The 24055-nt window shown below is 73.1% G+C and carries 17 protein-coding genes and 1 pseudogene; 13 read left to right on the forward strand and 5 right to left on the reverse strand.

What is annotated here, in order from left to right; all coding sequences use genetic code 11:
- The first annotated feature begins 1 nt into the window (after position 1).
- Positions 2-1531 (forward strand): sensor histidine kinase, encoded by a 1530-nt coding sequence (locus ABTY04_RS27760; protein WP_352216128.1) that lies wholly within the window; start codon positions 2-4, stop codon positions 1529-1531.
- Positions 1532-1580: 49 nt separating this feature from the next.
- Here the strand turns inward: ABTY04_RS27760 and ABTY04_RS27765 are convergent, their stop codons facing one another.
- Positions 1581-2687: a sugar ABC transporter substrate-binding protein gene (locus tag ABTY04_RS27765; protein WP_352216129.1), complete on the reverse strand. Its 1107-nt coding sequence runs from the start codon at positions 2685-2687 to the stop codon at positions 1581-1583.
- A gap of 381 nt (positions 2688-3068) precedes the next feature.
- Here ABTY04_RS27765 and ABTY04_RS27770 point away from each other — a divergent pair, with 381 nt between their 5' ends.
- From ABTY04_RS27770 to ABTY04_RS27780, 3 genes are read left to right on the forward strand one after another with little or no spacing between them, the layout of a single operon-like run.
- Positions 3069-3875, forward strand: a complete 807-nt coding sequence (locus tag ABTY04_RS27770) for a class II aldolase/adducin family protein (RefSeq protein ID WP_352216190.1) — start codon at positions 3069-3071, stop codon at positions 3873-3875.
- Positions 3872-4678, forward strand: a complete 807-nt coding sequence (locus ABTY04_RS27775) for a TetR/AcrR family transcriptional regulator (RefSeq protein ID WP_352216130.1) — start codon at positions 3872-3874, stop codon at positions 4676-4678. The genes ABTY04_RS27770 and ABTY04_RS27775 overlap by 4 nt, the downstream gene beginning before the upstream one ends.
- Positions 4675-5547, forward strand: a complete 873-nt coding sequence (locus ABTY04_RS27780) for an alpha/beta fold hydrolase (protein WP_352216131.1) — start codon at positions 4675-4677, stop codon at positions 5545-5547. Before ABTY04_RS27775 ends, ABTY04_RS27780 begins: the two co-directional genes overlap by 4 nt.
- A gap of 32 nt (positions 5548-5579) precedes the next feature.
- Here the strand turns inward: ABTY04_RS27780 and ABTY04_RS27785 are convergent, their stop codons facing one another.
- Positions 5580-7175 carry a serine/threonine-protein kinase gene (locus ABTY04_RS27785; protein WP_352216132.1) on the reverse strand — a complete coding sequence of 532 codons (1596 nt, stop codon included), beginning with the start codon at positions 7173-7175 and terminating at the stop codon, positions 5580-5582.
- Between the two features lie 132 nt (positions 7176-7307).
- Positions 7308-9830: a galactose oxidase family protein gene (locus ABTY04_RS27790; protein WP_352216133.1), complete on the reverse strand. Its 2523-nt coding sequence runs from the start codon at positions 9828-9830 to the stop codon at positions 7308-7310.
- A 299-nt stretch (positions 9831-10129) separates the two neighbouring features.
- Here ABTY04_RS27790 and ABTY04_RS27795 point away from each other — a divergent pair, with 299 nt between their 5' ends.
- The 8 genes and pseudogenes from ABTY04_RS27795 (at position 10130) to ABTY04_RS27830 (ending at position 18631) form a co-directional block, all read left to right on the forward strand.
- The gene (locus tag ABTY04_RS27795; RefSeq protein ID WP_352216191.1) at positions 10130-10714 is read left to right on the forward strand and encodes a ribosome-inactivating family protein; all 585 of its coding nucleotides are present in this window, start codon (positions 10130-10132) and stop codon (positions 10712-10714) included.
- A gap of 176 nt (positions 10715-10890) precedes the next feature.
- A complete protein-coding gene (locus ABTY04_RS27800) occupies positions 10891-11739 on the forward strand; it encodes a hypothetical protein (RefSeq protein ID WP_352216134.1) in 849 nt (282 codons plus the stop codon).
- A gap of 59 nt (positions 11740-11798) precedes the next feature.
- Entirely contained in the window at positions 11799-12497 is a 699-nt protein-coding gene (locus ABTY04_RS27805; RefSeq protein WP_502996735.1) for a class F sortase, read from the forward strand.
- Between the two features lie 45 nt (positions 12498-12542).
- Positions 12543-12851, forward strand: a pseudogene (locus tag ABTY04_RS27810) (AfsR/SARP family transcriptional regulator); the annotation flags it as partial.
- The gene (locus tag ABTY04_RS27815) at positions 12834-15083 is read left to right on the forward strand and encodes an ATP-binding protein (protein ID WP_502996736.1); all 2250 of its coding nucleotides are present in this window, start codon (positions 12834-12836) and stop codon (positions 15081-15083) included. The pseudogene ABTY04_RS27810 and the gene ABTY04_RS27815, both read left to right, overlap by 18 nt.
- Positions 15084-15182: 99 nt before the next feature.
- A complete protein-coding gene (locus tag ABTY04_RS27820) occupies positions 15183-15848 on the forward strand; it encodes a response regulator transcription factor (RefSeq protein ID WP_352216136.1) in 666 nt (221 codons plus the stop codon).
- Positions 15849-15942: 94 nt separating this feature from the next.
- Positions 15943-16581: a Pvc16 family protein gene (locus tag ABTY04_RS27825; protein WP_352216137.1), complete on the forward strand. Its 639-nt coding sequence runs from the start codon at positions 15943-15945 to the stop codon at positions 16579-16581.
- Positions 16574-18631 carry an ATP-binding protein gene (locus ABTY04_RS27830; RefSeq protein WP_352216138.1) on the forward strand — a complete coding sequence of 686 codons (2058 nt, stop codon included), beginning with the start codon at positions 16574-16576 and terminating at the stop codon, positions 18629-18631. Before ABTY04_RS27825 ends, ABTY04_RS27830 begins: the two co-directional genes overlap by 8 nt.
- A 65-nt stretch (positions 18632-18696) precedes the next feature.
- Here the strand turns inward: ABTY04_RS27830 and ABTY04_RS27835 are convergent, their stop codons facing one another.
- Both ABTY04_RS27835 and ABTY04_RS27840 read right to left on the reverse strand, forming a co-directional pair.
- Entirely contained in the window at positions 18697-20271 is a 1575-nt protein-coding gene (locus ABTY04_RS27835; protein ID WP_352216139.1) for a peptidoglycan-binding protein, read from the reverse strand.
- A 134-nt stretch (positions 20272-20405) separates the two neighbouring features.
- Positions 20406-22226 (reverse strand): AfsR/SARP family transcriptional regulator, encoded by a 1821-nt coding sequence (locus tag ABTY04_RS27840; RefSeq protein ID WP_352216140.1) that lies wholly within the window; start codon positions 22224-22226, stop codon positions 20406-20408.
- A 190-nt stretch (positions 22227-22416) separates the two neighbouring features.
- Here ABTY04_RS27840 and ABTY04_RS27845 point away from each other — a divergent pair, with 190 nt between their 5' ends.
- The gene (locus ABTY04_RS27845; RefSeq protein ID WP_352216193.1) at positions 22417-24045 is read left to right on the forward strand and encodes a phage tail sheath subtilisin-like domain-containing protein; all 1629 of its coding nucleotides are present in this window, start codon (positions 22417-22419) and stop codon (positions 24043-24045) included.
- Positions 24046-24055: the final 10 nt, after the last annotated feature.

Consider the following 24055-nt stretch of genomic DNA (forward strand, 5'->3'; position numbering starts at 1 on the left):
CGTGGCGGGGCGTCTTCCCGGGCTGCCGGGACGGACGAAGCGCCTGGCCCACCGGTTCGCGGGGCTGTCCCTGCGCTCGCGGCTCGTGCTGCTCTCCATGGCCTTGGTCGCGCTCGGTCTGAGCGTCAGCGACACCGTCGTGCTGGGCTCGGTGCGTGCCCAGCTGGTGGGGCGGATGGACCAGCAGCTGGAGCGTTTCGGGGACTCGTTGGCGTACCGGGTCCGGGCCGAGGGCACCCCGCAGCCCCACCTCGGCCGGGCGGGCGGCGGGCGGGCCTGGCTGCCGAGCCAGTACGTGGCGGCGTTCGCCGACGCCGACGGCACGGTGACCGACCAGTTCCGCCAGCCCGTCGCGGCCGGGGACCCGGGCCCGCTGTGGCCGGCGATGGACGGGGCACAGCTGCGGGCCAGGATCGGGCGGCCGTTCGAGGTGCCGAGCGACCACGGCGGCGGCACCTGGTGGGTGCTGATCGTGCCGGTGGGCAGCGATGACCCGGCGCTGCCCACCGGGGTCGTGGTTGCGGCCCCGCTGGGCGACGTGTCCTCCACCCTCGACCATCTGGCCACCGCGTTCGAACTCATCGGCGTCGTGGTGTCGCTGCTGCTCGGCGTGGCGGGCTGGTTCGCCGTACGGGCCGGGCTGCGGCCGCTGCGGCGGATCGAGGAGACCGCGGCGGAGATCTCCGCCGGGCGTCCGCTCTCGCACCGCATGCCGGACGCCTCGCCGCGTACCGAGACCGGCCGGCTGACCAGCGCTCTCAACGGAATGCTCGCGCAGATCGAATCGGCGTTCGCGGTCCGTGCCGCGTCGGAGGCCCGGATGCGGCGCTTCGTGGCCGATGCCAGTCACGAACTGCGCACACCGCTGGCCGGCATCCGGGGTTTCGCCGAGCTGTACCGGATGGGCGCCCTCGCCGACGAGGCGGACGTGAAGCGGACCATGGCCCGGATCGAGAGCGAGGCGGTGCGGCTGAGCGGTCTGGTGGAGGACCTGCTGACCCTGGTCCGCATGGACGAGCAGCGTCCGCTGGAGCTCGCTCCGATGGACCTGCGCACCCTCGCGGTCGACGCCCTGCACGACACCCGCGCGCTGGACCCGACGCGCGAGGTGGCGCTGACCGGTCCGGGCGGGGTCGGCCTGCCGGGCCCCGCACCGGTGAACGGCGACGAGGCGCGGCTGCGCCAGGTCGTCGCCAACCTCGTCGGCAACGCCGTTGCCCATACGCCGGCGGGTTCCCCCGTACGCATCGGGGTCGGCAGCGCGGACGGCCACGCGGTGATCGAGGTGGCCGACCGCGGGCCGGGTCTCACGCCGGAACAGGCGGCCCGGGTCTTCGAGAGGTTCTACCGGGTGGACTCCTCCCGCAGCCGGCAGGCGGGTGGCGGGGCGGGCCTCGGCCTGGCGATCGCCTCCGCGCTCGTCCAGGCCCACGGGGGCGGGCTGGAGCTGGAGACCTCACCGGGCGAAGGCTCCGTGTTCCGCGTCCGCCTGGAGCCGGCCGGCCACGCAGCGGACGGCGCGACCGCGTGAACGCGGCAGCGGGTTCCGGGGCGGGCGCGCCGGCCGGCTCCGGGTGCCGCTACTTCAGGCCGATCTCTTCGCACGCGGCCTTGAACTTGTCGGTGCAGATCTCGGCGACCGTGTAGACGCCGTCGTCGACCACGGTCTTGACGTTGGCCTTGGTCAGCGCGACGCCCGGGACGAGCACCGAGGGGACGCCCTTGGTGGTCGGGCTGTCGACGACCTGGTTGATGATCCCGTCGATCTTCTCGCCCGTGGCGAGGGCGACGGCCATCTCCGCGGCTGCCGCGGCTTCGGGGGCGTACGCCTTGTAGACGGTCATGTACTGGTCGCCCGCCACGATCCGCTGTACACCGGCGAGCTCGGCGTCCTGGCCCGTGACCGGGGGCAGGGGGGTCACGCCGGCCGACTTGAGGGCGCTGATGATGCCGCCCGCCACGCCGTCGTTCGCGGAGTAGACGCCGACGATCTTCCCCTTGCCGAGCGTGTAGATCGCACCCGCCATGTTGGTCTGGGCGTTCTCCGGCTTCCACTCCTTGGTGTCGTACTCCTTGCCGACGTTCACCTTGCCGTCGAGCACGAAGTGGGCACCGGACTTGAACTGCTTGGCGTTGGGGTCGGTGGGCGAGCCGTTCATCATCACGATGGGGCCGTCCTTGACCTTGTCGCCCAGCGCCTCCAGCAGGGCCTTGCCCTGGACCTTGCCGACGTCTTCGTTGTCGAAGGAGGTGTAGGCGTCGATCGGGCCCTCCGCCAGACGGTCGTAGGCGATGACCGGAATGCCGGCGTCCTTGGCCTTCTTGACCGCGCCGGCAATGGCCTTGGCGTCCACCGGGTCGATGAGAAGGACATTCACCTTACTGGCGATCATCGCGTCGACCTGCGCGTTCTGGGCGGCCGCATCCTGCTTGGCATTGGCATATACCACTTGACCCTTGCCGCGCGTGAATTTGGCGACTTCCTTCTCGATCAGCGGCTTGTCGAACTTCTCGTAGCGTGCGGTCTGGTTCTCCGGGAGCAGGAGACCGACCTTGATCGCGCCGCTCTTGACGGAGCCGCCCGGTCTTCCGTCGGCGTCCTCCGTACTGCCGCAGGCCGTGAGCGAGACGGCGGTGACGGCGGTAGCGGCGACTGCCACGGCGGCCCGGCTCAGATGTGCGTTCACGATGTAAACCTCCCTGACGAGGCCGTGTCCGTGCGGCCGAGGTGATCGCAGTCAACTCGGCGCCGAGACCGTCGTCAAGAAGTGAATTATTAACGAGATGGCAACGTTGCCATCACGCTCCGCTTCCACGCAATTACGACATTAGCGGCTTCTTTCGGCACAATTGACGCCGCCACGACACTTCAACTGTTGAAGCGAAAAGGAAAGCAATCCCCGGGGAAAACGGCATCGAATCCGAGTCGGCGCGGGTCTTGCGGTTATGCGTCCAGCGGACGCAATATGTGCGTCCACTGGACGCACAACCGGAGGGGACGAGACGTGGGAACGGACGCGAGGACACCGGCGGCGGAAACCGGTCCGGGCAGCGGCGGCGGGGACGGTCTGCCCGGCAGTGCATTCCTCCCGCGGCAGGAGAACCTCGAACTGCCCCTGCCGCCCGTGTTCACCGACCTCGCGCAGGAGCGCGAGCACCGCAAGCAGCGGCTCGCCGGCGCCTGCCGCATCTTCGGCCGCCTCGGTTTCTCCGAGGGGGTCGCGGGACACATCACCGTGCGGGACCCCGAGCACCCGGACATGTTCTGGGTCAACCCGTTCGGCATGTCCTTCCGGCACGTCCGGGTCCGCGACCTGATCCTCGTCGACCACGAGGGACAGGTCCGCCACGGCCGGCGTCCGGTCAACCGGGCCGGATTCGTGATCCATTCCGCGATCCACGCCGCCCGCCCCGACGTGGTCGCCGCCTGTCACGCCCACGCCGTCCACGGGAAGGCCTTCTCCAGCCTGGGACGCCTGCTGGACCCGATCACCCAGGACGCCTGCGCCGTGTACGAGCAGCACACCGTCCACCGGGACGGCGCCGGTGCCGTGGTGGTCGAGGAGGAGGCCGGCCGGCAGCTCGCCGCGGGGCTGGGGCCGCACAAGGCCGTCATCCACCAGAACCACGGCATCTTCACCGTCGGCGGATCGGTCGACGAGGCCGCCTGGTGGTTCATCTCCATGGAGCGCAGCGCCCAGGCACAGCTGCTGGCGGAGGCCGCGGGAACCCCGCACCTGATCGATCCCGAGTCCGCCCGGCACACCCGGGACCAGACCGGTTTCCCGCTCGCGGGCTGGTTCTCCTTCCAGCCCCTGTGGGACGAGATCGTCCGCACCGAACCCGACCTCTTCGAACAGGCGCCCCGACCGTGACACTCCGGCCCGATGCCGAACCCGAACCCGAAGCCGAGGCCGGAGCCGCCTCCGCCCGTCGCCCGGAGCCGGGCGGCCTCCGTCCCGCGGCCCGCTCCGAGGAGCCCGGATCCCCCGCCTGGTGGCAGGCCCGGTACGCGGAACGCGAGCGGCGCAGGCCCCGCCAGGGCGGGCTGACGCTCGACCGGATCACCGCGGGCGCGCTCGAACTGGCCGACCGTGAAGGCCTGGAGGCACTCACGATGCGCCGGCTCGGCGAGCACCTCCGGGTCCGCCACACCTCCCTCTACCGGCACGTGGCAAGCCGGGAGGAACTGTTGATCGAGACCGTCGACCACATGCTGGGCGAGATCCGGCTGCCCTCGCTCGACGGGGACTGGCGGGCCGGACTGGAGCAGGGGGCCCGGGAGTTCCGCCGGGTCCTCACGGCGCACCCGGCGGTCGTCCCGCTGCTGACCGCCGGTCAGCTGCTGGGCCCCAACGCCCTGCGGGCCCGTGAGCACGCCCTCGCGCAGCTGCTCGCCCACGGGTGGGCCCCGCGATCGGCCGTCCACGTCTACCTCACGGTCACCCACTTCGTGATCGGCGGCGCCGTGCTCGACTCCGGTGGCGCCGCCCGTACGGCCGGACAGCGTGCCGCGATGGCCGGACTGTTCGCCTCCCTCTCCCCCCTCACCCACCCGACGGTCCACCGCCACGCCGGACTGCTCAACTCCCCCGATCCCGAGGCCGAGTTCGAGTTCGGCCTGCGGACGCTGCTGTACGGGCTGGACCACCGGCACGCCGAGGAGGTCCCGGTATGACCCGAGGGCGCGTCCTGCCGCCGCTGCACCGCTGGACCGAGGGCGGCCGTACCGTGCGGATCGGCGGCCACGGCGTGTTCGTACGCCAGGACGGCCCTGCGCACGGCGCACCCGTCACCCTCGTCCACGGCTTCCCGACCTCCTCCCACGACTGGGCCGCCGTCGTACCGGTGCTCGCCGCGGCCGGACTCAGGGTGACCACGCTGGACCTGCTCGGCTTCGGGGAGAGCGACAAACCCCGGCGCCACCGCTACTCGGTGCTCGACCAGGCCTCGCTGGTCGAGGAGGTTTGGCGCCGGTACGGAATCGGGGAGACCGCCCTGGTCGCGCACGACTACGGGGTGAGCGTCGGCCAGGAGCTGCTGGCCCGCAACCCGGCGCGGATCAGCCGCATGGCCTGGCTCAACGGCGGCCTCTATCCCGATCTGCACCGCCCGGTGCCGATCCAGCGCCTGCTGCACGGCCCGCTGGGCCCGCTGCTGGCGCCCCTCACCACGGAGCGTCGGTTCGGCGCGACCCTGCGCTCCGTGCTGGGACGGCCCGTCCACGAGGAGGACCTGCGCGACCTGTGGGCGGCCGCCTCCCGCGCCGACGGACACCTCCTCGCCCCGCGCCTGCTGCGCTACATCGACGAGCGCCGTCTGCATGCCGGGCGCTGGGTCCCGGCCCTGGAGGGCTACCCCGGGCCCGTGCTGTTCGTGTGGGGGCCCGCCGACCCGATCAGCGGGGCCCACGTACTCGCGCGGATCCGCACCCGTATGCCCGAGGCACGGATCGTGGAACTCGGGCCGCCGCACGTCGGGCACTACCCGCAGCTGGAGGATCCCGAAGCGGTGGCGGCCGCGCTCACCGGGTTCCTGGCGGCCTGAGGCGGATCGACCGCTCCGGCCGGCCCGGGGGTTCAGTGGTCGCGGGTCAGGGCCGCCGGAGCCCCGGCCGACTGTGCGCCTTCCGATTCGAGCGTCAGCCGGTCCGGTTGCGTCAGCGTCAGCATGTAGAGGTTGCCTCGGGGGCAGTCGAAGGAGACGTCGCGGTCGGTCGGATGGCTGGTCACCGCTGCGAAGACCGCGGTGTTCCCCGTGACCTGCCGCAGTTCGAGGGCTTCCGTGCACCCCAGATTGCGCCCGGTGGCCACCTCTTTGACGTCGCTGACCTGCCGGCCCACGATCTCGCCCGGGGCCCCGGCGTGGAGGGTGACCGTCACGGCGAACTCCCCGGTCCTCGCCCGGGTGTTGCCGTCCGCGTCCGGTGTCCCGGGCCCGACGCCGGACCACGAGCCGGCCCACGCGGCCGGCAACGACGCCGCGGCCGAGGGCGGTGCGGAGGAGGACGGTGCGGAAGCCCGGGAGGAGGAGGCGGGGGACGCGGCGCTGCCGCCGCCGTCGCCGCCTCCGGACAGCCGGACGGCCAGTGTGACGAGCACCGCGAGAACGGCGGCACCGGCGGCCGCGCCGATCACCAACGGCCGCCGGGAGGACCACCCGCCCCGGCGCCCCGCAGCAGCGGGAGAGGGTGAGGGTGAGGGTGAGGGCAGGCCCGGCGGCCGTGGCGGGGCCGTGCCGCTCCCCGCCGGGGCGCCGGCATGCGGCGGCGATGCGGTCAGAAGCTCCCGGAGCCGGGCCTCCCGACGGGCAACCTCCGTGACCAGCGCCGGCGGCACCGCTCCGCTCCAGTCCTCCTCGCCCCCGGCACCGAGCCGCGCCCGCACCTCCTCGGCGGTCGGGCGCCGGCCGGGATCCTTGGCCAGGCACTCCCGCACCAGCGGCAGGAGTATCTCCGGCACGCCGTCGAGAAGCGGATCGTCGTGGACGATCCGGTACAGGAGGGCCGGCAGTGACAGTTCCTCACCGCGTGCCAGGAAGGGACTGCGGCCGGTGGCCGCGTACACGAGGACCGCGGCCAGGGAGAACACGTCCGCCGGCGCCGCGGCCACGGCGCCGGTCGCCTGCTCCGGGGCGAGGAAGCCGGGCGTGCCCATGACCGCGCCCGTCTGCGTGTGGCGCGGGTCGCGCACGGCACGGGCGATGCCGAAGTCGATGAGGAACGGCCGCTGCGGACCGAGCAGCACATTCGCCGGTTTGATGTCGCGGTGTACGACCCCGGCCCCTCGTACGGCGACCAGCGCGGCCGACAGCTCCCGGGCCAGGCTCGACAGGGCCGGTTCCGGCAGCGGCCCGTACCTGCCGACCCAGTCGCCCAGCGACGGCGCGGCGATGTACTCGGTCGCCAGCCACTGGGGCAGCACCCCGGGCGGGCTGAAATCCACCACCGAGACCGTCCAGGCGCTGCGCACACGGTCGTTGGTGCGTATCTCCCGGGCAAAGCGTTCGGCGAAGTCCGGCTCCAGGCTCAGCTCCCGGTGCACGGTCTTCAGGGCCAGCGGCCGGCCGGACGGCGTCCGGGCCAGGAACACCTCGCCCATGCCCCCTGCGCCGAGCCGGGCCAGCAGGCGGTACCCCCCGATCTCCGGCAGGTCACCGGGCCGCAAAGACTCCACGGACTCCCCCGTCCTCATGCCCCACGCCGACCCGCAGTGCACGGGCCGTTCGGTGGGTCACCCTAGAGGACGGGCTCGCGTCGGCGTCGCGGCGGTGCCCGGCCGGCATCCCGGCCGGGCACCGCTCACGGGTCAGGAGATCGTGACGAACTTCGCGATGCTCGGCACCCCCTGGGCGTCGAGGGCGAAGAGCATGTAGTTCCCCGGCAGGACCACACCGGTGTCGGCCGGGATGGACACCGTGTACGAGCCGGTTCCCGCGGCCGTGGAGGCGAGGGGGACCCGCCGCTGGTCGTTGTCGGTGGAGTGGGTCGCGGCCGCGGCCCGCATCAGGACGAAGGACGCCACCGGGGCCTGGGTGCTCACCGTGAGCGAGGTGCCGGGGGCCGTCCTGGAGGGAACGCCTCCGGTGATGACGGGACGCGGCTTCGGCGATCCGTCCGCGTTGAGCAGGTAGGGCGGCGTGAAGACGGCCCCGTCGGCGTGGTTGGTCGCGCAGTCACCGCACAGGCCCCCGCCGCCGGAGAAGATCCGCCCGTCCGGCAGCAGGTTGGCCACGCTGTGGTAGTTGCGCGGGATGGCCATGGTGGCCAGCGGGGTGAAGCTGCCGGTCGACGGGTCCCACAGCTCCGGGGCCAGGACCGAGGTCGCGTCGCTGAAGGGCACCGGGTAGGCCTGTCCGCCGAAGACGGCCACCTTGCCGTCGGGCAGGACGACGCTGTTGCTGAAGGCGCGGGCGTGCTCCATGTCGCCGGTACGGGCGGCCTGGACCTGGCTGCCCGTGATGCTCACGGTGTACGCGCGCCGCGTGGCGGGGGTCTTCTCGTACGCGGGCGCACCGCCCAGGGTGAGCAGTTTGCCGATGTCGTAGGAGACGGCGTTGCCGGTCATGGCGTCCTGGCTGTCGGCCCGGGTGCCGGCGGCGGTGATGCTGCCCTGGCCGCTGGTCGAGATCCAGTTCATCTGCTTGCTCGGACCAAGTTGCAGTACCTTGCCGCCCGAAGTGGCGTGCAGCCACATGTGGTTGTCGGCCCGGTAGGGTCCGGCCGGGTCGGCCGTCAGCGCAGGGACGGCCGAGACCCCGGGGAGCCTCCGCCACGTACGGGTGTCCGGCGACCAGGCCTCACCGGCCTTGTCAGTGCCCGCGGTTCCGCTCCAGGATCCGCCCAGGACGAAGGCCTCACCGGTGGAGAGCAGCGTCATGGCCTGGTAGCCGCGGGCGATGTTCATGCTGGCGGTCGCGGACCAGGCGTCGGTGGCCGGGTCGTAGATGCTCGCCTTCTCCGCGTTGCTTCCCCCGGTGACGAGGACACGGCCGTCGGCCAGCATGGCGATGCCGGGACAGAACATGTCGTGGCCGGTGTTGTCGATGCGGCGCTGGGTGACCTTGCCGGTCTTCAGGTCGAGTATCGCGGTCTGGGTGTAGCCGTTGCTGCCGCCGAAGCGGTCGACCGCGTACGCGGACCAGGCGAGCAGCTTGTCACCGGGCAGGACGGCGGTGGCCACGGGCACCAGGGGGAAGCCGGTGATCCGGTCCCAGGACCCGTGGACGGCGGGGCTGGCCGGTCCGCTCAGGCGTATCTCGCCCGCCGAGGTCCAGGGGCCGCGGCCGCCGGCCTCGGTGGTCACGGTCAGGCGTACGTAGCGCGCGGTCTCGGTACGGGTGAAGGTGGCGGTCTTCACGGTGTCGTCGTCCCGCCAGGTGCCCGCGGCGACCGGTGCGGCGAAGGACGTGCCGTCGGTGCTGGTGGTGATGGTGTACGCGCCCGCCCGGCCGTTGCCGTAGTCCAGGCGGGGGTGGTAGACGAGGGCGGAGACGGCCGTCGTGCGGTGCATGTCGATGGTGATGCTGTGCGGCAACGGGGTGGCGGTACCGGACCACTTGCTGTGCCAGATGGTGTTGGCGTTGCCGTCGAGCACGTTGGCCGCGCGGCCGTCCTCGCCGCTGGTCTCCTCGTCACTGGCCGTGGCCGTCCAGCCGGTGCGGGGCAGGTCGACGGTGGCCGCGGGGGTGCCGGGATCGCCCAGCAGGTTGATCTCGGCGGCGGAGGTCCAGGGTCCGCGGCCGCCGGCCTCGGTGAGTGCCGTCAGCCGGACGAACCGGGCGCCTTGCGGGGCGAACCCGAGCGTCTTGGCACTGCCGTCGTCCGCGAGCGTTCCCGTGGCGACCGGGGTTGCCCAGTTCTGTCCGTCCGTACTGAGACTGATGCTGTACTCGCCGACGCGCCCGTTGGCCCCGTCGGCGCGGGGAAGGTAGACGAGTGCCGAGACGACTGCCGTGCGGTGCATGTCGATGGTGACGGCGTGCGGCAAGGGGGCGGGGGTGCCGGACCACTTGCTGTGCCAGATGGTGTTGGCGTTGCCGTCGAGCACGTTGGCCGCGCGGCCGTTCTCGCCGCTGGTCTCCTCGTCTCCGGCCGTGGCCGTCCAGCCCGTCCGGTCGAGGACGGGAGCCGTGGGTTCCATGGCGTTCGCCGGCGCGACACCGTGGTGCGGCGACTGCCGGGCGGTCTGCTGGTCGAAGGGAACGGGTGCCGGTGTCGGCGCCGGGGCGCGGCCCGCGGCCGCCGGGCCCGCGACCCCGAGCCACGGCATCAAGCCGATCAGCAGTGCGCCGAGGCCGAAGCCGATGAGCAGGTGGGAACGGCGTAACACGCGGGGAAAGGCGAGGAAGCGTCGCCTGTACTGCAATCTGACCTCCTGGGGCGAACCGGTGTATACCCCATAGAACATAGGTCAGCGCAGGTTCAACTCAGTGCCGTACGCGAGAGTTGGCGGGAAGCCGTACCGCCTCCGGCTGTGCCGGCGGGGCTCACGGCCGGCCACCGGGTGCAGGATCGCGTGATCGCGCAGTGAGTTCTTGGCATCAGAGGGCAAATATCCGCTCCGCCGCCACATGACCGACTAGAAAGTCAACGGCCAGGGTTACGTCGAAGGTGGTGGCCGTCGTGCTGATGCCCGTTTCATTTTCTGTGGTGTACGCGTCCGTGGACGATTACCGGCGCCTCGCCGCGACCATCCGGTCCCGGGCGGCGGAGGCGCGGAGCCTGCCCGGAAGGGCGGGGTCCAGGGAGAGAAGAGTGCACCATCTCCCCGTCCGCATTCAGCACAGAGGTCTGTTCATCGAGCTCTACATCGAGCTCCGCACACGGAATCCGGATCTCAGGATCGCCGGTTTCCGCAACACCTTCGAGAACTGGCAGGCGCCGCCGGAAGCGCATTTCCGTCACGTGCGGGACTCGGTTGCGCCGCCGGGAATCCGCCGGGCGGAAGCCCTCTCGTTCGGCGGAGGGCTCCCCGCCCTCGAAAAGGCGGCCGAAGTGCGGCGAACAGGGCTTTCCCTGGGCCGCCGCCCCATGATCAATGCGGTGATCTGGCTGCATCGCAACAGCGATCCGAAGCACACGGCGCGCGGGATTCTCGTGCTCACGGAGATGCTGTGCGAGGCCGCCCGCTACCCCGTTCTGGCAGAAGAGATGTCCCGCATCTGGATGACCGGCGGACCCGTGCCGGCCGCCGCGGCGAGGTCGGTCGCGTAACAGCGCCGCCGCCGGCCGGGGTGCCCCCCGGCGACCTTCCGAAAAATTTTCCAACCATCCACCAATCCAACGGTGTTGATGCTCCGAAGAAGCAGCGAGACCCGCTCCCGGAGCTCACCTCACCCTCGTACGATCTGCGATTCCCCACTGCGGGAATACGCCGAACAGGAGCGAATGTGATAGTCAAGCGCACTGGTCGCCTCATGGTGTTCGCCGCCGTACCCGCCGCCACGTTCCTGACCCTGGCCGTTTCCGGCCCAGCGCTCGCGGAGAGCGGGAAGGCGTACCAGATCGACCTCGCGCAGCTCAACGATTCCGGGTCCCGGGGTACTGCCATGCTCAGCCTCAAGGGCACCCAGCTGACCGTGCAGATCGAGTCCGAGGGCATGGTTCCCGGACAACCCTCGGCCCAGCACCTGCACGGATCGACCGACGGGCACGACTTCCACTGCCCCGACTCCAGTGACGACACCAACCATGACGGGGTCCTCAGCAACACCGAGGCCACGAAGGACTACGGCAACATCAACATCTCGCTCACCACGTCCGGGGACACCAAGGCGACCAGCGGTCTGGCCGTGGAGCGCATGCCCGTGGCCGACAAGCAGGGGAAGATCTCGTACAAGCGGACGATCACCGTCGGCCAGGACGTGGTCGACCACATCAAGGACCTGCACATCGTGCAGCACGGAATCGACCGCAACAAGAACAAGAAGTACGACTTCGAGGGGGCCGGCAAGAGCGAGCTCGACCCGAAGCTGCCCCAGGAGGCCACGGCTCCGACCAACTGCGGAATGGTCATGGGCGCGTCCGTGGGGGCCATTCCGGTCGGCGGCATCGAGACCGGCGGCGGCTCTGCGCAGAGCGCAGCGGTGCCCGCGGCGACGACGACCGCGACGACGTACGCCGTCTCCGCGGCCGCGGCGGGGGCGATGGCCGGCGCAGTGGTCGGAGCCATGGCACTCGCCCGGAGGCGGGCCGCCCTGGCGCCCGTCCGTACGGAGACCGAGCGGAGCGCCGCGTGAAGCCCGCACGGACCACCGCCGCGGCCGTACGCCCCGCGCCCGCGGCATCCACCGCACGGCTGCGCCGCAGAGCGGTCCCCCTGGCCGCCGCCGCCCTCGCCACGCTGCTCCTCGTGGGGTGCGGCGGCAAGGACTCGGCAGCGCCCGCCGCCGCCCAGGGGGCCCCGCAGAGCGGGGCGCCGGCGAACGGCGGCGGCGCTCCCGGCGGGCCGGCGTCCCCGGGTGGCAGCCAAGCGTCGCCGCCGGCCGGATCGCCGGGCGGTGCGGGCGCCGGCAAGGGGACGGGGGCGGTCCAGCCCGCCCTGGCCCGCTCCGAGCCGCAGAAGATCAGCATTCCGTCCCTCGGCCTCACCAGCTCCCTGGAAACGCTGCGGCAGAACGCGGACGGGACCATGCAGACCCCTAAGGACCCCGGTCTCGCAGGCTGGTACGAGCCCGGGCCCACCCCCGGCTCCCAGGGCCCGGCCGTGATCGCCGGCCATGTCACGTGGAACGGTGCGGCGGCCGTGTTCGAGAAGCTGAAGACGATGAAGGCCGGTGACACCATCCAGGTGACCCGGCAGGACAACAAGACGGCCACGTTCACGGTGGACCGGGTCGCCGAGTACCCGAAGGCCCAGTTCCCCACGCTGGAGGTCTACAAGAATCTCGACTACGCCGGTCTTCGCCTGGTCACCTGCGGCGGCGACTTCGACCCGAAGAAGCACTACTACGACAGCAACGTGGTCGTGTTCGCCCGCCTGACGGGCGCCGCGTAGCGAGGGCCACGGGGCACTGGGTCCGGGGGAAGGCGACAGGGGAACCGGGGAAGCAGACCCGGAATGACCCCGCGCGCCGCGGCCGCCGTCGAGGCGGCCGCGGCGATGCGCGCGGACCGGGCATCCGCCGCCGGCCGTGGCCGGATCGCGCCGCGGAGCCCTCCGTTCGCCCGGATCCAGCGCGAGCGGCTTTCCGAGCTCCGGCTGGCGGTGCTGCTCGAACGCATCGAAGTGGACCTCGCCCGGGGCCGCCACGCACGGCTGGTCCCCGAACTCACGGCGCTGTGCGCCGAGTACCCGCTGCACGAGCGGCTCGCCTCTCTGCTGGCCACGGCGCTGCGGCAGGGCGGGCGGCAGGGCGAGGCCCGCGCGGTGGCACTCGGCGGCGGCCCGGACGCGTCGGCGAAACGCGCCGACGCACCGCCGCCTTACCTGCCCCCGCCTCCACCCGCTCCGCTGACACCTGCACTGACCGGGCTGCCCGTGCCCGCGCAACTGCCCTACGTGACGGGTGACTTCACCGGCCGCGAGCGGGACGCCCGCGAGCTCCTCGACGCCTTGGCGCCGAGCGGCGCCGAGACCGTACTGATCTCGGCCCTCGGCGGGATCGGCGGCGTCGGCAAGACCGCGCTCGCCCTGCACGCGGCCCACCGGCTGCGCGGGCACTTCACCGACGGCCAGCTGTACGCCAACCTGCGCGGCGTACGGGAGGATCCGGCGCAGCCCGATGCCGTACTCGCCGGGTTCCTGCGCGCGCTCGGCGTCGCGGACTCCGCGATTCCGGAGCGGCTGGAGGAGCGCGCGAGCCTGTACCGGTCCCGGCTGGCCGGACTGCGCGTCCTGCTCGTGCTCGACGACGCCCGGGACACCGCCCAGATCGAGCCGCTGCTGCCCGGCTCGTCGGCCTGCGCCGTCCTGGTGACCAGCCGGAGCACCCTGCCCGAGCTGACCGCGACCCTGCGGATCCGGCTCGACGTACTCCCGCCGGCGGACGCCGTGAGCCTGCTCGGCCGGATCGTCGGCGAGGACAGGATCTCGGCGGAACCGGCCGAGGCGGCGGCACTGGCCGAACTCTGCGGCAGGCTGCCGCTCGCCCTGCGCATCGCCGGATCCCGGCTGGCCACCCGGCCGGGCTGGTCCCTCGCGGCGTTCCTCGAACTGCTGGAGGGGCGGCGTTCGCCCTTCTCCGCCGCGACCGGCGGGGAGGACGGGGTCGAGGCGTGCTTCCGGCTGAGCTACGAGCTGCTCGACGAGGCCGAGGCCCGGCTGTTCCGGCTGCTGGCCCTGCCCGACCAGGAGGACACGGACGTGGCCGGCGCGGCGGCACTCGCCGCACTGGAACCGGCGTGCGCCGAGGAGTTCCTGGAGCGGATGACGGGCCTCGGGCTGCTGGAGTCACCTGCCCCCGGGCGCTACCGCTACCACGACCTGCTGCGCGCCTTCGCCCGCGCCCGATCGGCGCAGGAGGACGGTCCGGCGGGCCGGGCGGCCGCACTGACGCGGCTGTCGGACCACCACCTGGCCTCGGCACGCAACGCCTACACGGTCGAACGCCCGGGGCATCCGGTGGCCGGCCTGCTCACCGCGACGGCGTCGCCCGGGACTCCGGTGTCGGCGCCGGGCCAGGGCCACCGCATGTTCACGGCGCAGCACCAGTCCGTTCTGGCGGTCGCCGTACAGACGGTGCAGGCCGATCCCTCGGCCGTCGGCCTGGTGGCGGACCTCGTGCTGGCCCTCGATCCGGTCCTCGACGGCTCCTTCCTGTGGGCCGCGATGATCGAACCGGCCCGTCTCATGCTGCGGACGGCCCGCGAACGCGGCGATCACCGGGCGGCGGGGCGGCTGGGGTACATGCTGGGCGGGGCGCTGTACCAGGTCACCCAACTGGACGAAGCCGAGCAGGTCCTGCGCCGGGCGGAGCTCGACGCGAGGGCCGCGGGGGACGAGGCGGTGCTGACGGAGATCCGGACCTGCCAGGGACTGGTGTGGTTCGGCCGGACGGAATTCGACAGGGCACTGGTGATGCAGCAGCAGGCGATCGCCGCCGGAGAGCGGTGCGGGAACCTGTGGGGCGCCGAGAACGCCCGTACCTGTTCCGCCGTCTCACTCGCCGCTCTCGGCCGGCTGGACGAGGCCCAGGAGGCGGGGCGCAGGAGCCTCGCCTCCGCGCGGGCCTGCGGTGACGCCTTGCGGCAGGTGTACGCCCTGTACGCCATGGGCGCGATCACCCGGCTGATGGGCCGTCCCGACGAGGGGATCCCGGGATTGCGGGAGGGCGCCGAACTGGCCTCGCAGTGCGGCTACTCCGCCTTCGAGGTGTTCCATCAGGTGGAGGAGACCTTCTGCCACCTGGCCGCCGAGCGGCCGGCGGAAGCCCTGGCGACAGGGGAGCGGGTCCTGGAGCTGAGCCGCGCCCAGGGCTGGCGCTTCGCGGAGGCCCGTGCGCTGCGGCTCGTCGGTACGGCCCATGCGGCTCTCGGGGAGAGCGGGCCGGCCCGGGAGCGGCTGACACAGGCCATCGCCCTGCTGGAACCGATCCGCCCGCCCGAGGCGGAGGAGGCACGCGCACTGCTGGCCACCCTGTGAGGGGCGCCTCGCGGGGCACACCCATTGATCGTCGACAGGCTGTTGATCCGCTTCCGTCACGGTGTGCTCCGCAAGACCCTTCAGGGAGAGGAGCACAGGATGCCGGTGCCGACCGATCGCATCACCGTGTCGATCCATGCCGCCGATCCGCTCGGCCGGGCCGGAGTCGTCAGCCATTTACAACGTCAGCCGTCCATGGAGATCGTGCCCGGGTCCCGGGAGCGCGAGGGGCTCGCGCCCGCCGCCACCGTGGCCGTGATGCTGATCGACCGGATCGACGACCGCTCGTCCGCCGAATTGCGCAAGGTGCTGCGCGGAGGCGAACAGCGCGTCGTCCTGGTCGCCCGTGAGCTGCGCGAGCCGGAACTGCTCACGGTGGTCGAATACGGCGTACGGGCCATCGTCTGGCGCCACCAGGCGACCGAGGACAGCCTGGTCAAGGCCGTACGGCAGGCCGCGCACGGAGAAGGGGTGCTGCCGCCGGACCTGATCAGCCGGGTGCTCGGCCAGGTGGGCCGGCTGCGCCGCTCGGAAACTGCCGCGGCCTGCTCGGGCACGGCGAACGCGCCGTTGTTCGGTATGGCCCCGCGCGAGACGGATGTGCTGCGGCTCATCGCGGAGGGTCTGGACACCCGCCAGATCTCCGACAAGCTCGCCTATTCCGAACGCACCGTCAAGAACATCCTGCACGCCCTGATGACGCGGCTGCAGCTCGCCAACCGCGCCCACGCCGTGGCGTACGCGCTGCGCGAGGGCTACATCTGAGCGGCCCGGGCCGCCGTATCCGTCCGACCGCCGTCGGGCCCGTCGCACCGGCGTGCATCGCAGCGGCGTGCATCACACCGAGGAAACCCATCACATGATCCACGAGATAGACGAGGCGCTGCGGCGCCTCCTGCGCCGCGGCGCCCTGCCGGAGGGGTCGGGCGAGATCGCCCTCGAAGCCCCCTCCCGGGAGTGGGCGGCACGGCTCAACACCCCGACCGTCAGCGCGTACCTGTACGACATCCGCGAGGAGGTGGCGCGCCGCGAGCGCGGCGCCTACGCGGAACGGGACGCGCACGGGATCGTGCTGCACAAACGGCAGCCGGCCCGCTGGTTCCGCCTGTCGTACCTGCTCACCGCGTGGACCGCGCGGCCCGAGGACGAGCACCGGATGCTCTCCGGGGTGCTGGCGGCGCTGCTGCCGTACGAAGCGCTGCCCGAGGAGGACGTTCCGCCGTCGGTGCGGGCGCACCGGTCGTCGGTCGCCCTCTCCGTGGGGGTGCCCCCTGCCGAGTCCCGTTCCCTGGCCGAGATCTGGTCCGCGCTCGGCGGCGAGCTGAAGCCGTCGCTGGACGTCGTGATCACGGTCCCGTTCCCGGTCACGCCGGTGTACCCGGTGGGGCCGCCGGTCACGGAGGGCGCGGTGGTCACCGTACGGGGCAGGGACGGCGTACCGGACGATTCCCGGCCCCGTACGCTGCGCACGACGCTGCGCGGGAGGTCCCGTGCGTGAGGCGGCGCAGGTCCTGCTGGAGCGGCTGGCGGCGCTGCGGGCGGAGGTGACGGCCCTGGTCGCCGCGCGGTCGGCGGGCGACCCGACGGCGCACGATCCGCTGCGGGGGCTGTACGTGTCCGGGGAGACGGCGATCCGCGCGGGCAACCGGGACCCGGGTGCGGGTGCAGGTGCGGATGCGGGTGCGGATGCAGGTGCGGATGGCGCCCCGGGCAAGGGCACCGGTCCTGATCCCGTGCCCGTCGAAGCAGCCGACCGGCTCGGCAGGCTCGGCGAGGACTTCGGGCTCTCGGCCCTGGACCTGCGGATCCTCCTCGCGGCCTTGGCCCCCGACGTGGACCGCGGCTTCGAGCCGCTCTACGGCTACCTCAACGACGACGTCGGGCGGCGGCGGGCCTCGGTGGCCCTGGCCCTCGAATTGGCGGGGACCGGACCGCACCTGCCGGGCGCGCGAAGGCGCTTCCACGCGGCGGCGCCGCTCGTCGCCGGCGGGCTCATCACCTTGGAGGACGAGGAACGTCCCTTGCCCGGCAGGGCGTTGAGGGTTCCGGAGCGGGTCGTGGCCCACCTGCTCGGCGACGACGGCCTTGACGGCGAGCTGCACCGGGCGGGAGTCACCCTGCTGGAGCCCGCCGGCGCGCCCACGGCCGCGGAACCGGACGGCGTGCCCGTGGCCGACCCGGCCGTCCTGGTGGCGCGGGCGCCGGGGCCCGTCACCGTCCATCTCCACGAGCGGCGCGGCGAGGACGGCGCCGCCTCGGTCATCGCGGCGCTGCGGGCGGCGGGCCGGGCGGTCCTCGTCCACCGCCCCCGGGCCGGGGACCATCCGATCGGCCCGCTCCTGCGGCGTGAGGCGCGGCTCCGCGGCTCCGGTACGGCCGTGGTGGTCACGGCGCTGCCCGAGGACCCCGGTCCGCTGATCGCATCCGTCGCCGCCCCCGACACCACTTCGGTCTTCGCGGGCCGGGATCCTTTCGATCCGGACTGGGCCCCGGGGCTCCCGCTGATCGCGCTGGAGGCCGGAGCACCCGGGGGCGCGGGCACACCGCGCCGATCGGGACGTTCCGCTCTCGGGGCCGGGCTGGGCGAGGCCGTCGCCGCGTACCGCCTGAGCGACGAGCAGCTCGGCGAAGTGGCCCGCGCGGCGCGGGAACTCGCCGCCTTCGAAGGGGTCGACGTCGCGGCACGCCACGTACGGCTCACGGCCCGTCGCCTGTCGGCGCCCGTACTCGGGCGCCTGGCCCGGCAGGTGCGTCCGGCGGTGGGCTTCGCCGATCTCGTCCTGCCGGCGCAGCAGCGAGCCCAGCTCGCGGAGCTGGTCGGGCGCGCCGGCCATCGGGACGAGGTGCTGGGCGGCTGGCGGCTGCGGACGGGCGGGGGGCGCGGCCGGGGGGTCGTGGCCCTGTTCGCCGGGGCGTCCGGGACGGGCAAGACACTCGCCGCCGAGGTCGTGGCGGGTGAACTCGGCCTGGATCTCTACGTGGTGGACCTGTCATCCGTGGTCGACAAGTACGTCGGGGAGACCGGGAAGAACCTCGAACGGATCTTCGTGGAGGCGGACCGCACCGATGCCGTGCTGCTTTTCGACGAGGCGGACGCGGTGTTCGGCAAGCGTTCCGAGGTCCGGGGAGCGCACGACCGGTACGCGAATCTGGAGAGCGCCTACCTGCTCCAGCGGCTGGAGTCCTTCGACGGGATCGCGGTCCTCACCACCAACCTGCGGGCGAACGTCGACGAGGCGTTCACGCGGCGGCTGGACTTGGTGGTGGACTTCCCCTTCCCGGACGCCCCGCTGCGCGCGAGCCTGTGGCGCGGTGCGCTGGCGGGGGCCCCGACCGCGCCCGGTGTCGAGGAAGAACTCGTCCGGTGTGCCGCCGAGTTCGAGCTCGCGGGAGGGGCGATCAGGTCGGCCGCCGTCACCGCGGCCTACGCGGCGCGCGTACGAGGTGACGGACCCGTGACGGCCGAGGACGTACGGGAGGGGGCTCGCCGGGAGTACGTCAAGGCGGGGCGGCTGGTTCCGGGAGGGTCCGGGCCCTGGTCCCCGTGAGACCGGGGCCCGGCCGGAAGGGGGATCCGCTCCCCGGAGTTCTCCCCGACGGCGCCGCGGGGCCGTCAGCGGCCGGGGCGGCCCGGTCCGTTGACGGAGCCGCCCACCAGGGCGTTGACGGTCCGTGTGTCGACGATGCCCGTCACCGGCAGCTGGACCGCCTGCTGGTAGCCCCGGACCCGGTCGCGCAGGGCGGTGTCGTAGGTACTCGGGGTGGCATTGCGTCCGTCCGACTTGAAGTAGTTCACTCCGAGTTGGGCGAAGGACCGGTCCGCCTGGAGGTCGTTGTCCGAGATGCTGGCCTGGGTGGCCCAGCGCAGGGCCGCATCGAGCTGGGTGACCTCGAAGTTCTTCGATCCCGCCGTCACCCGGTCGGGGGCGACCCCCTGCATCCACAGGGAGGTGAGGGTGGCCCGGCCCAGCGTACCCAGCTGGTCGGTGGCCGTGAGCGCGCGCGTCGTCTTCGTATCGGCCATCACGGCCCGCTGGTAGCAGCTCAGCGCGGCCTCGGTGGGCCCGTCGATCACGCCTTCCTTCCACTGCCCCTTCAGCGTGCACGGATTGTTGCCCAGGGCGGCCAGCCTCCGCTGGGCGTAGTGGACCACCACGTCGGCCTGGTAGCCGGACCGCCAGGGCGGCCCCTGCTTCGCCGCACCGCCGCCCGGGTTCCCCTGCTGCGGCGGTGGCGCTGCTCCCCCGCCACCGCCACCGCCACCCGGCGCGCTTCCGCCACCGGCGCCACCACCACCCGTGCCGGGATCGCCGCCGGGCGCACCGCCGACGGGCGGCATCCCCGCGTCGGGCGGCGGGGCAGGGGCGACGGGCAGCGGGCTCTGGCTGCCGAGCGGCCCCGGCAGGACCGCGCCCGCCTCGGTCTTGGCCTCACCGGCAGCCGAGTTCACCTTGGGCGAGAACCCGAACCAGAACACCGCGAGGGCGGCCCCCGCCGTGGCCAGCAGTCCTCCCGCGACCATCAGCCAGCCCGGGAGGACCGCCCGCTGCTCGAAGTCCCCCGTCAGTTCCAGCGCTGCGGCCTCGCCCGACCGGTGTACGAGGACCGTCGTCCGGTGGACCTCGGGCCGACCGCTCCAGCGGACGCGCTGGGGGCGGATCTCCAGATCGGCGAACGCCGCCCGGCCCGGGGCGACTTGCACGGATCCCGGGCGCATGTCGAAGGTGAGCCGGCCGGACTCGTCGCGGGCGGTGAGGGAGGCGGTGAGAGGAGTGTTGCCGAGGTTGTCCACGGCGACGGCGGCCCTGCCCCGGAACCGGGAGACCAGGCTGGGAGGCACCAGTTCGGCGCGCAGTTCCGTGAACGGGGCTACGGTGACCCGGCCTTCCAGTACGTCGCGCAGTTCCGGGTGCTCACGGGGTTCGACGCGGACCCCGTACGCGGTGGGGCCCGCGAGGGCGTCGGGGGTACGGGGCGGCGCGAACGAGATCTCCGCGGACCCCTCGCTGTCGGGGTAGAGCCGCAGGGTCCCGGGTTCCACCCGGCACCATCCGGCGGGGTCGCCCACGATCGAGAGCCGGTATTCCTCCACCGTGTCACCGGTGTTGCGTACCCGCAGGCGGGCCGTGGCCCGCCCGCCGGGGTCGACGGCCACGGCGGCCGGATCGAGAGTGGTCCACATCGTCATGCGGGAAGGCTAGGCCGCGTGGATGCCCCAGCCGGTGCCCGAAAGTACCCGGCCGGGGGCACTCCTGGCTGCCCGTCCGGGCCACCCCCTCGCGCGGACCGGCGGACGCGCGGACCGGCGGACGCAACCAGCGCTCAGACGGGGCCGGACCCCAGCCGGTGGCGGACGAACGCGCGGACCAGGGGGTGGTAGCGGTAGCGGCCGGAGGTCCCGGGCCGCAGCAGCCCGGAGTCGACGAGCTCCTCGATGGTGTCGGCCGCCTCGGACTCGCAGATGCCGAGCAGCGCGGCGGCCTCCGCCGGGCCGAATCCGCCCGGCGCCGTCGCCGTTGCGCGCAGCGCCCGTACCGCACCCGCCGGGAGGCTCTCGCAGCGACGGCGGAATCCGTCCTCGACGGCTCTGCCGTCCCCCCGCAGCCGCGTCAGCACCCCGGTTCCGCTTCGGGATGCCAGCGCCGCCGCCGTCAGGTCCGGCTCATCGCGCAGCCGCCGTCCCGCCAGATACAGGGCGAGGGGCAAACCGGCGCACTGCCCGGTCAGTTCGCGCAGTCCTGCGGGGTCTTCCCGGACCCGTCGTGGACCCGCGACGGCGCCGAGCAGCTCCAGGGCCGCCGCGTCTTCCAGTTCCGGTACGTCGAGGAGCCGGGCTCCCGGTACGACGAGCCCGCGGCCGGCCGCGGTGACCAACGCCGCGCACCCCGGCGTACCGGGCAGCAGCGGCAGCAGTCCGGCGGTGTCACGGACGTCGTCGAGCAGGACGAGGACACGCCGGCCGGCGAGCAGGGAGCGGTAGAGCGCCGCCCTGGCCTCGATCCCGTCGGGCACCTGGTCCTCGGGTACGCCCAGAGCCTGTACGAGGGCGGCGAGGGGAGCTGCGCTGCCGGCGCCCAGGGCGGCCCTCAGCACACCGTCCGGGAAGTCCGGGCGGGCTTCCCCGGCCGCCCAGGTGGCGAGGGCCGTCTTGCCGATGCCGGGCATCCCGGTGAGCACGGCGACGGGCACACCGCCGGAAGCACCGCGGAGCAGTTCGACGAGCCGGGCGCGCTCGTCCGCCCTGCCCACGAACGGCGCCGCAGGGGCACAGGGTGCGGCTGCCGGGGCGCCGGCGCCGGGTCGGGGCGGTGCGGGCTCGCGGTGGTGACCGGCGTCCGGGGGGCGTCCGGCCCGGGACCGCAGCCTGCGGTGCAGTGCGACGAGTTCGGGCCCGGGGGTGGTGCCCAGTTCGCGGCCCAGGGTCTCGCGGGTGGCCTCGTACACGGCCAGGGCGTCGCCGGAGCGGCCCGCCCGGTGCAGGGCCAGCATGAGCAGCGCCTGGGCCCGTTCCCGCAGGGGATGCTCGGCGGTGAAGGCGCGCAGGGCGGCGACGGCTGCGGTGTCGCGGTCGAGCCCGAGCTCCAGTGCGCCGTGGAAGTGGTCCTCGCGAGCGGTCAGCCATGCTTCCGTGAGCCGGTCGCGCTGAATCTCGGCGTACGGCCCGCAGAGCCCGGCCAGCGGGGTGCCCGCCCAGAGCCCGAGGGTGTCGTCGAGGGTCCGGTACGCCTCCCGGGTCGCCCCGGCGGCGCGCAGCCGGGCGGCTTCGGCGAGTCCGCGCTCGAACTGCTCGATGTCCACCACCGGGGCGGGGAGCCGCAGCGCGTAGCCGTCGGAGGCGGATACCAGCAGCCGGGCGGGCGCCCGCGCGGCGCGCTCCGGTTCGAAGAGGGTGCGCAGCCGGGACACGTAGGTCCGCAGGGTGCCCACGGCGCGCGGTGGCACGCGCTCCCCCCAGAGCGCGCCGAGCAGTTCCGCCATGGTCGCGGCCCGGCCGCGGCGCAGCAGCAGTACGGCGAGCAGGGCCCGTTGCTGGTTCGGCCCCAGGGCGAGCGGGGTTCCGTCGGGAGTCTGCGCGGTCATCGGCCCGAGCATCCGGAAGCGGAGCCCGGCCGCGATGCGGCCCGTGTGCTCGCCCTCCCCCATGCATCATCCTCGCTTTTCGTCGTGAACCCGCCCGAGGTGAACGTTACTTCGGACCCGTCGCCGGTGTACGGGCGGGCAGACCGGGCTGCCCCCGACGCCGTCCGGCCGGACCTGCCCGGAGTGCGCCCGGGTGGGCGAAGGTCGATTCGACCAGTGGAAACCGCTCACGCCTCCCGAGGAGCAGCACCCCGTGCCGAACTACCTGTCCCCCGGCGTCTACGTCGAGGAAGTCGCCGGCGGGTCCCGGCCCATCGAAGGAGTGGGGACCTCGGTCGCCGCCTTCGTGGGTCTGGCGCCCTTCGGGCCGTTGAACGAGCCCACGCTGGTGACCAACTGGTCCCAGTACGGCGCGGAGTTCGGCGACTTCACGGATGGCTGCTACCTCGCGCACTCCGTGTACGGGTTCTTCAACAACGGCGGAACGGCTGCGTACGTCGTACGGGTCGGCGGTGCCCCCGCGCGGTCCGCGGGCTCGGCGAAGGCTCCGGAGGCGGTGGCCGCGGCGCCCTCGGCTCCCGCGTCCCCGGCACTCACGGTCGGCGAGGCCGCCGAACTGGGATCGTTCAAGGTGGCGGCGCTGACGACCGGCCAGGCTGCCGGCGGGTCCCTGACCGTCGAGGTGCAGGACGTCGAGGGCGAGGGCAACGGCGACCGCTTCAAGCTGATCGTCAAGGACGGCGCCGCCGTCGTCGAGGAGTTCGACGTCAGCGCCAGGAAGTCGGCCCGCAACTACGTGGTGACCCAGGTCCGTCAGCGCTCCAAGACCATCGTGGTCGAGGAGGCCTCGGCGGGTGTCCCCTCGGCCCGGCCGGACGCGCAGTCCCTGACGCTCGCCCCGCCCGCACCGCCCTCGGCGGCTTCCGGAGGCACTGCGGGAGGCAGCGGCGCCGCCGGGGCCGCCACCGGCACGCTGGACACCGCGCAGTTCATCGGCGACTCGGCCGACCGCACCGGCTTCGGCGGCCTGGAGGCCCTGGACGAGGTCAACATGGTGGCGGCGCCCGACCTGATGGCCGTGTACCAGCAGGGGCTGATCGACCTGGAGCAGGTCAAGGCCGTCCAACTCGGCATGGTGGCCCACTGCGAGCTGATGGGCGACCGGATGGCCGTCCTCGACCCGCCGCCCGGCCTGAACGCCCGCGACATCCGCAAGTGGCGCATGGACGTGGCCGGCTACGACTCCCGCTACGCCGCCCTCTACTACCCGTGGGTCAAGGTCTTCGACCCGTCGAGCGGCCAGACCAAGGTGGTACCGCCGTCCGGTCACATGGCCGGGGTGTGGGCGCGCAACGACGCCGAGCGCGGCGTGCACAAGGCCCCGGCCAACGAGATCGTGCGGGGTGCCGTCGACCTGGAACTCCAGATCACCCGCGGCGAGCAGGACCTGCTCAACCCGGTGGGCGTCAACTGCATCCGGGCCTTCCCGGGGCGCGGCATCCGCGTTTGGGGCGCACGCACCCTGGCGTCTGATCCGGCATGGCGCTACCTGAACGTACGCCGCTACTTCAACTACCTGGAGGAGTCGATCCTGATCGGCACCCAGTGGGTGGTGTTCGAGCCGAACGACCAGGCCCTGTGGGCGCGGATCCGCCGCAACATCTCCGCGTTCCTCGTCAACGAGTGGCGCTCCGGGGCGCTGTTCGGGCAGCGGCCGGAGGACGCGTTCTACGTGAAGTGCGACGCGGAGACCAACCCGGCCGAGTCGGTGGACCTCGGCCGCGTGGTGTGCGAGATCGGCATCGCGCCGGTGAAGCCGGCGGAGTTCGTGGTGTTCCGGCTGGCCCAGTTCTCCGGAGGCGGCGGGGAGTTGGAGGAGTAGCCCCCGGGCG

Origin of the sequence: Streptomyces sp. NPDC097981 (assembly GCF_040302565.1) — a bacterium.
Lineage (GTDB): Bacteria > Actinomycetota > Actinomycetes > Streptomycetales > Streptomycetaceae > Streptomyces.

Excerpts from the sequence above, each read along its gene's own strand:
- ABTY04_RS27780 (WP_352216131.1), top strand. The coding sequence starts at position 4,675 with ATGACCCGAGGGCGCGTCCTGCCGCCGCTGCACCGCTGGACCGAGGGC.
- ABTY04_RS27795 (WP_352216191.1), top strand. The coding sequence starts at position 10,130 with ATGCCCGTTTCATTTTCTGTGGTGTACGCGTCCGTGGACGATTACCGG.
- ABTY04_RS27820 (WP_352216136.1), top strand. The coding sequence starts at position 15,183 with ATGCCGGTGCCGACCGATCGCATCACCGTGTCGATCCATGCCGCCGAT.
- ABTY04_RS27825 (WP_352216137.1), top strand. The coding sequence starts at position 15,943 with ATGATCCACGAGATAGACGAGGCGCTGCGGCGCCTCCTGCGCCGCGGC.
- ABTY04_RS27835 (WP_352216139.1), bottom strand. The coding sequence starts at position 20,271 with ATGACGATGTGGACCACTCTCGATCCGGCCGCCGTGGCCGTCGACCCC.
- ABTY04_RS27840 (WP_352216140.1), bottom strand. The coding sequence starts at position 22,226 with ATGGGGGAGGGCGAGCACACGGGCCGCATCGCGGCCGGGCTCCGCTTC.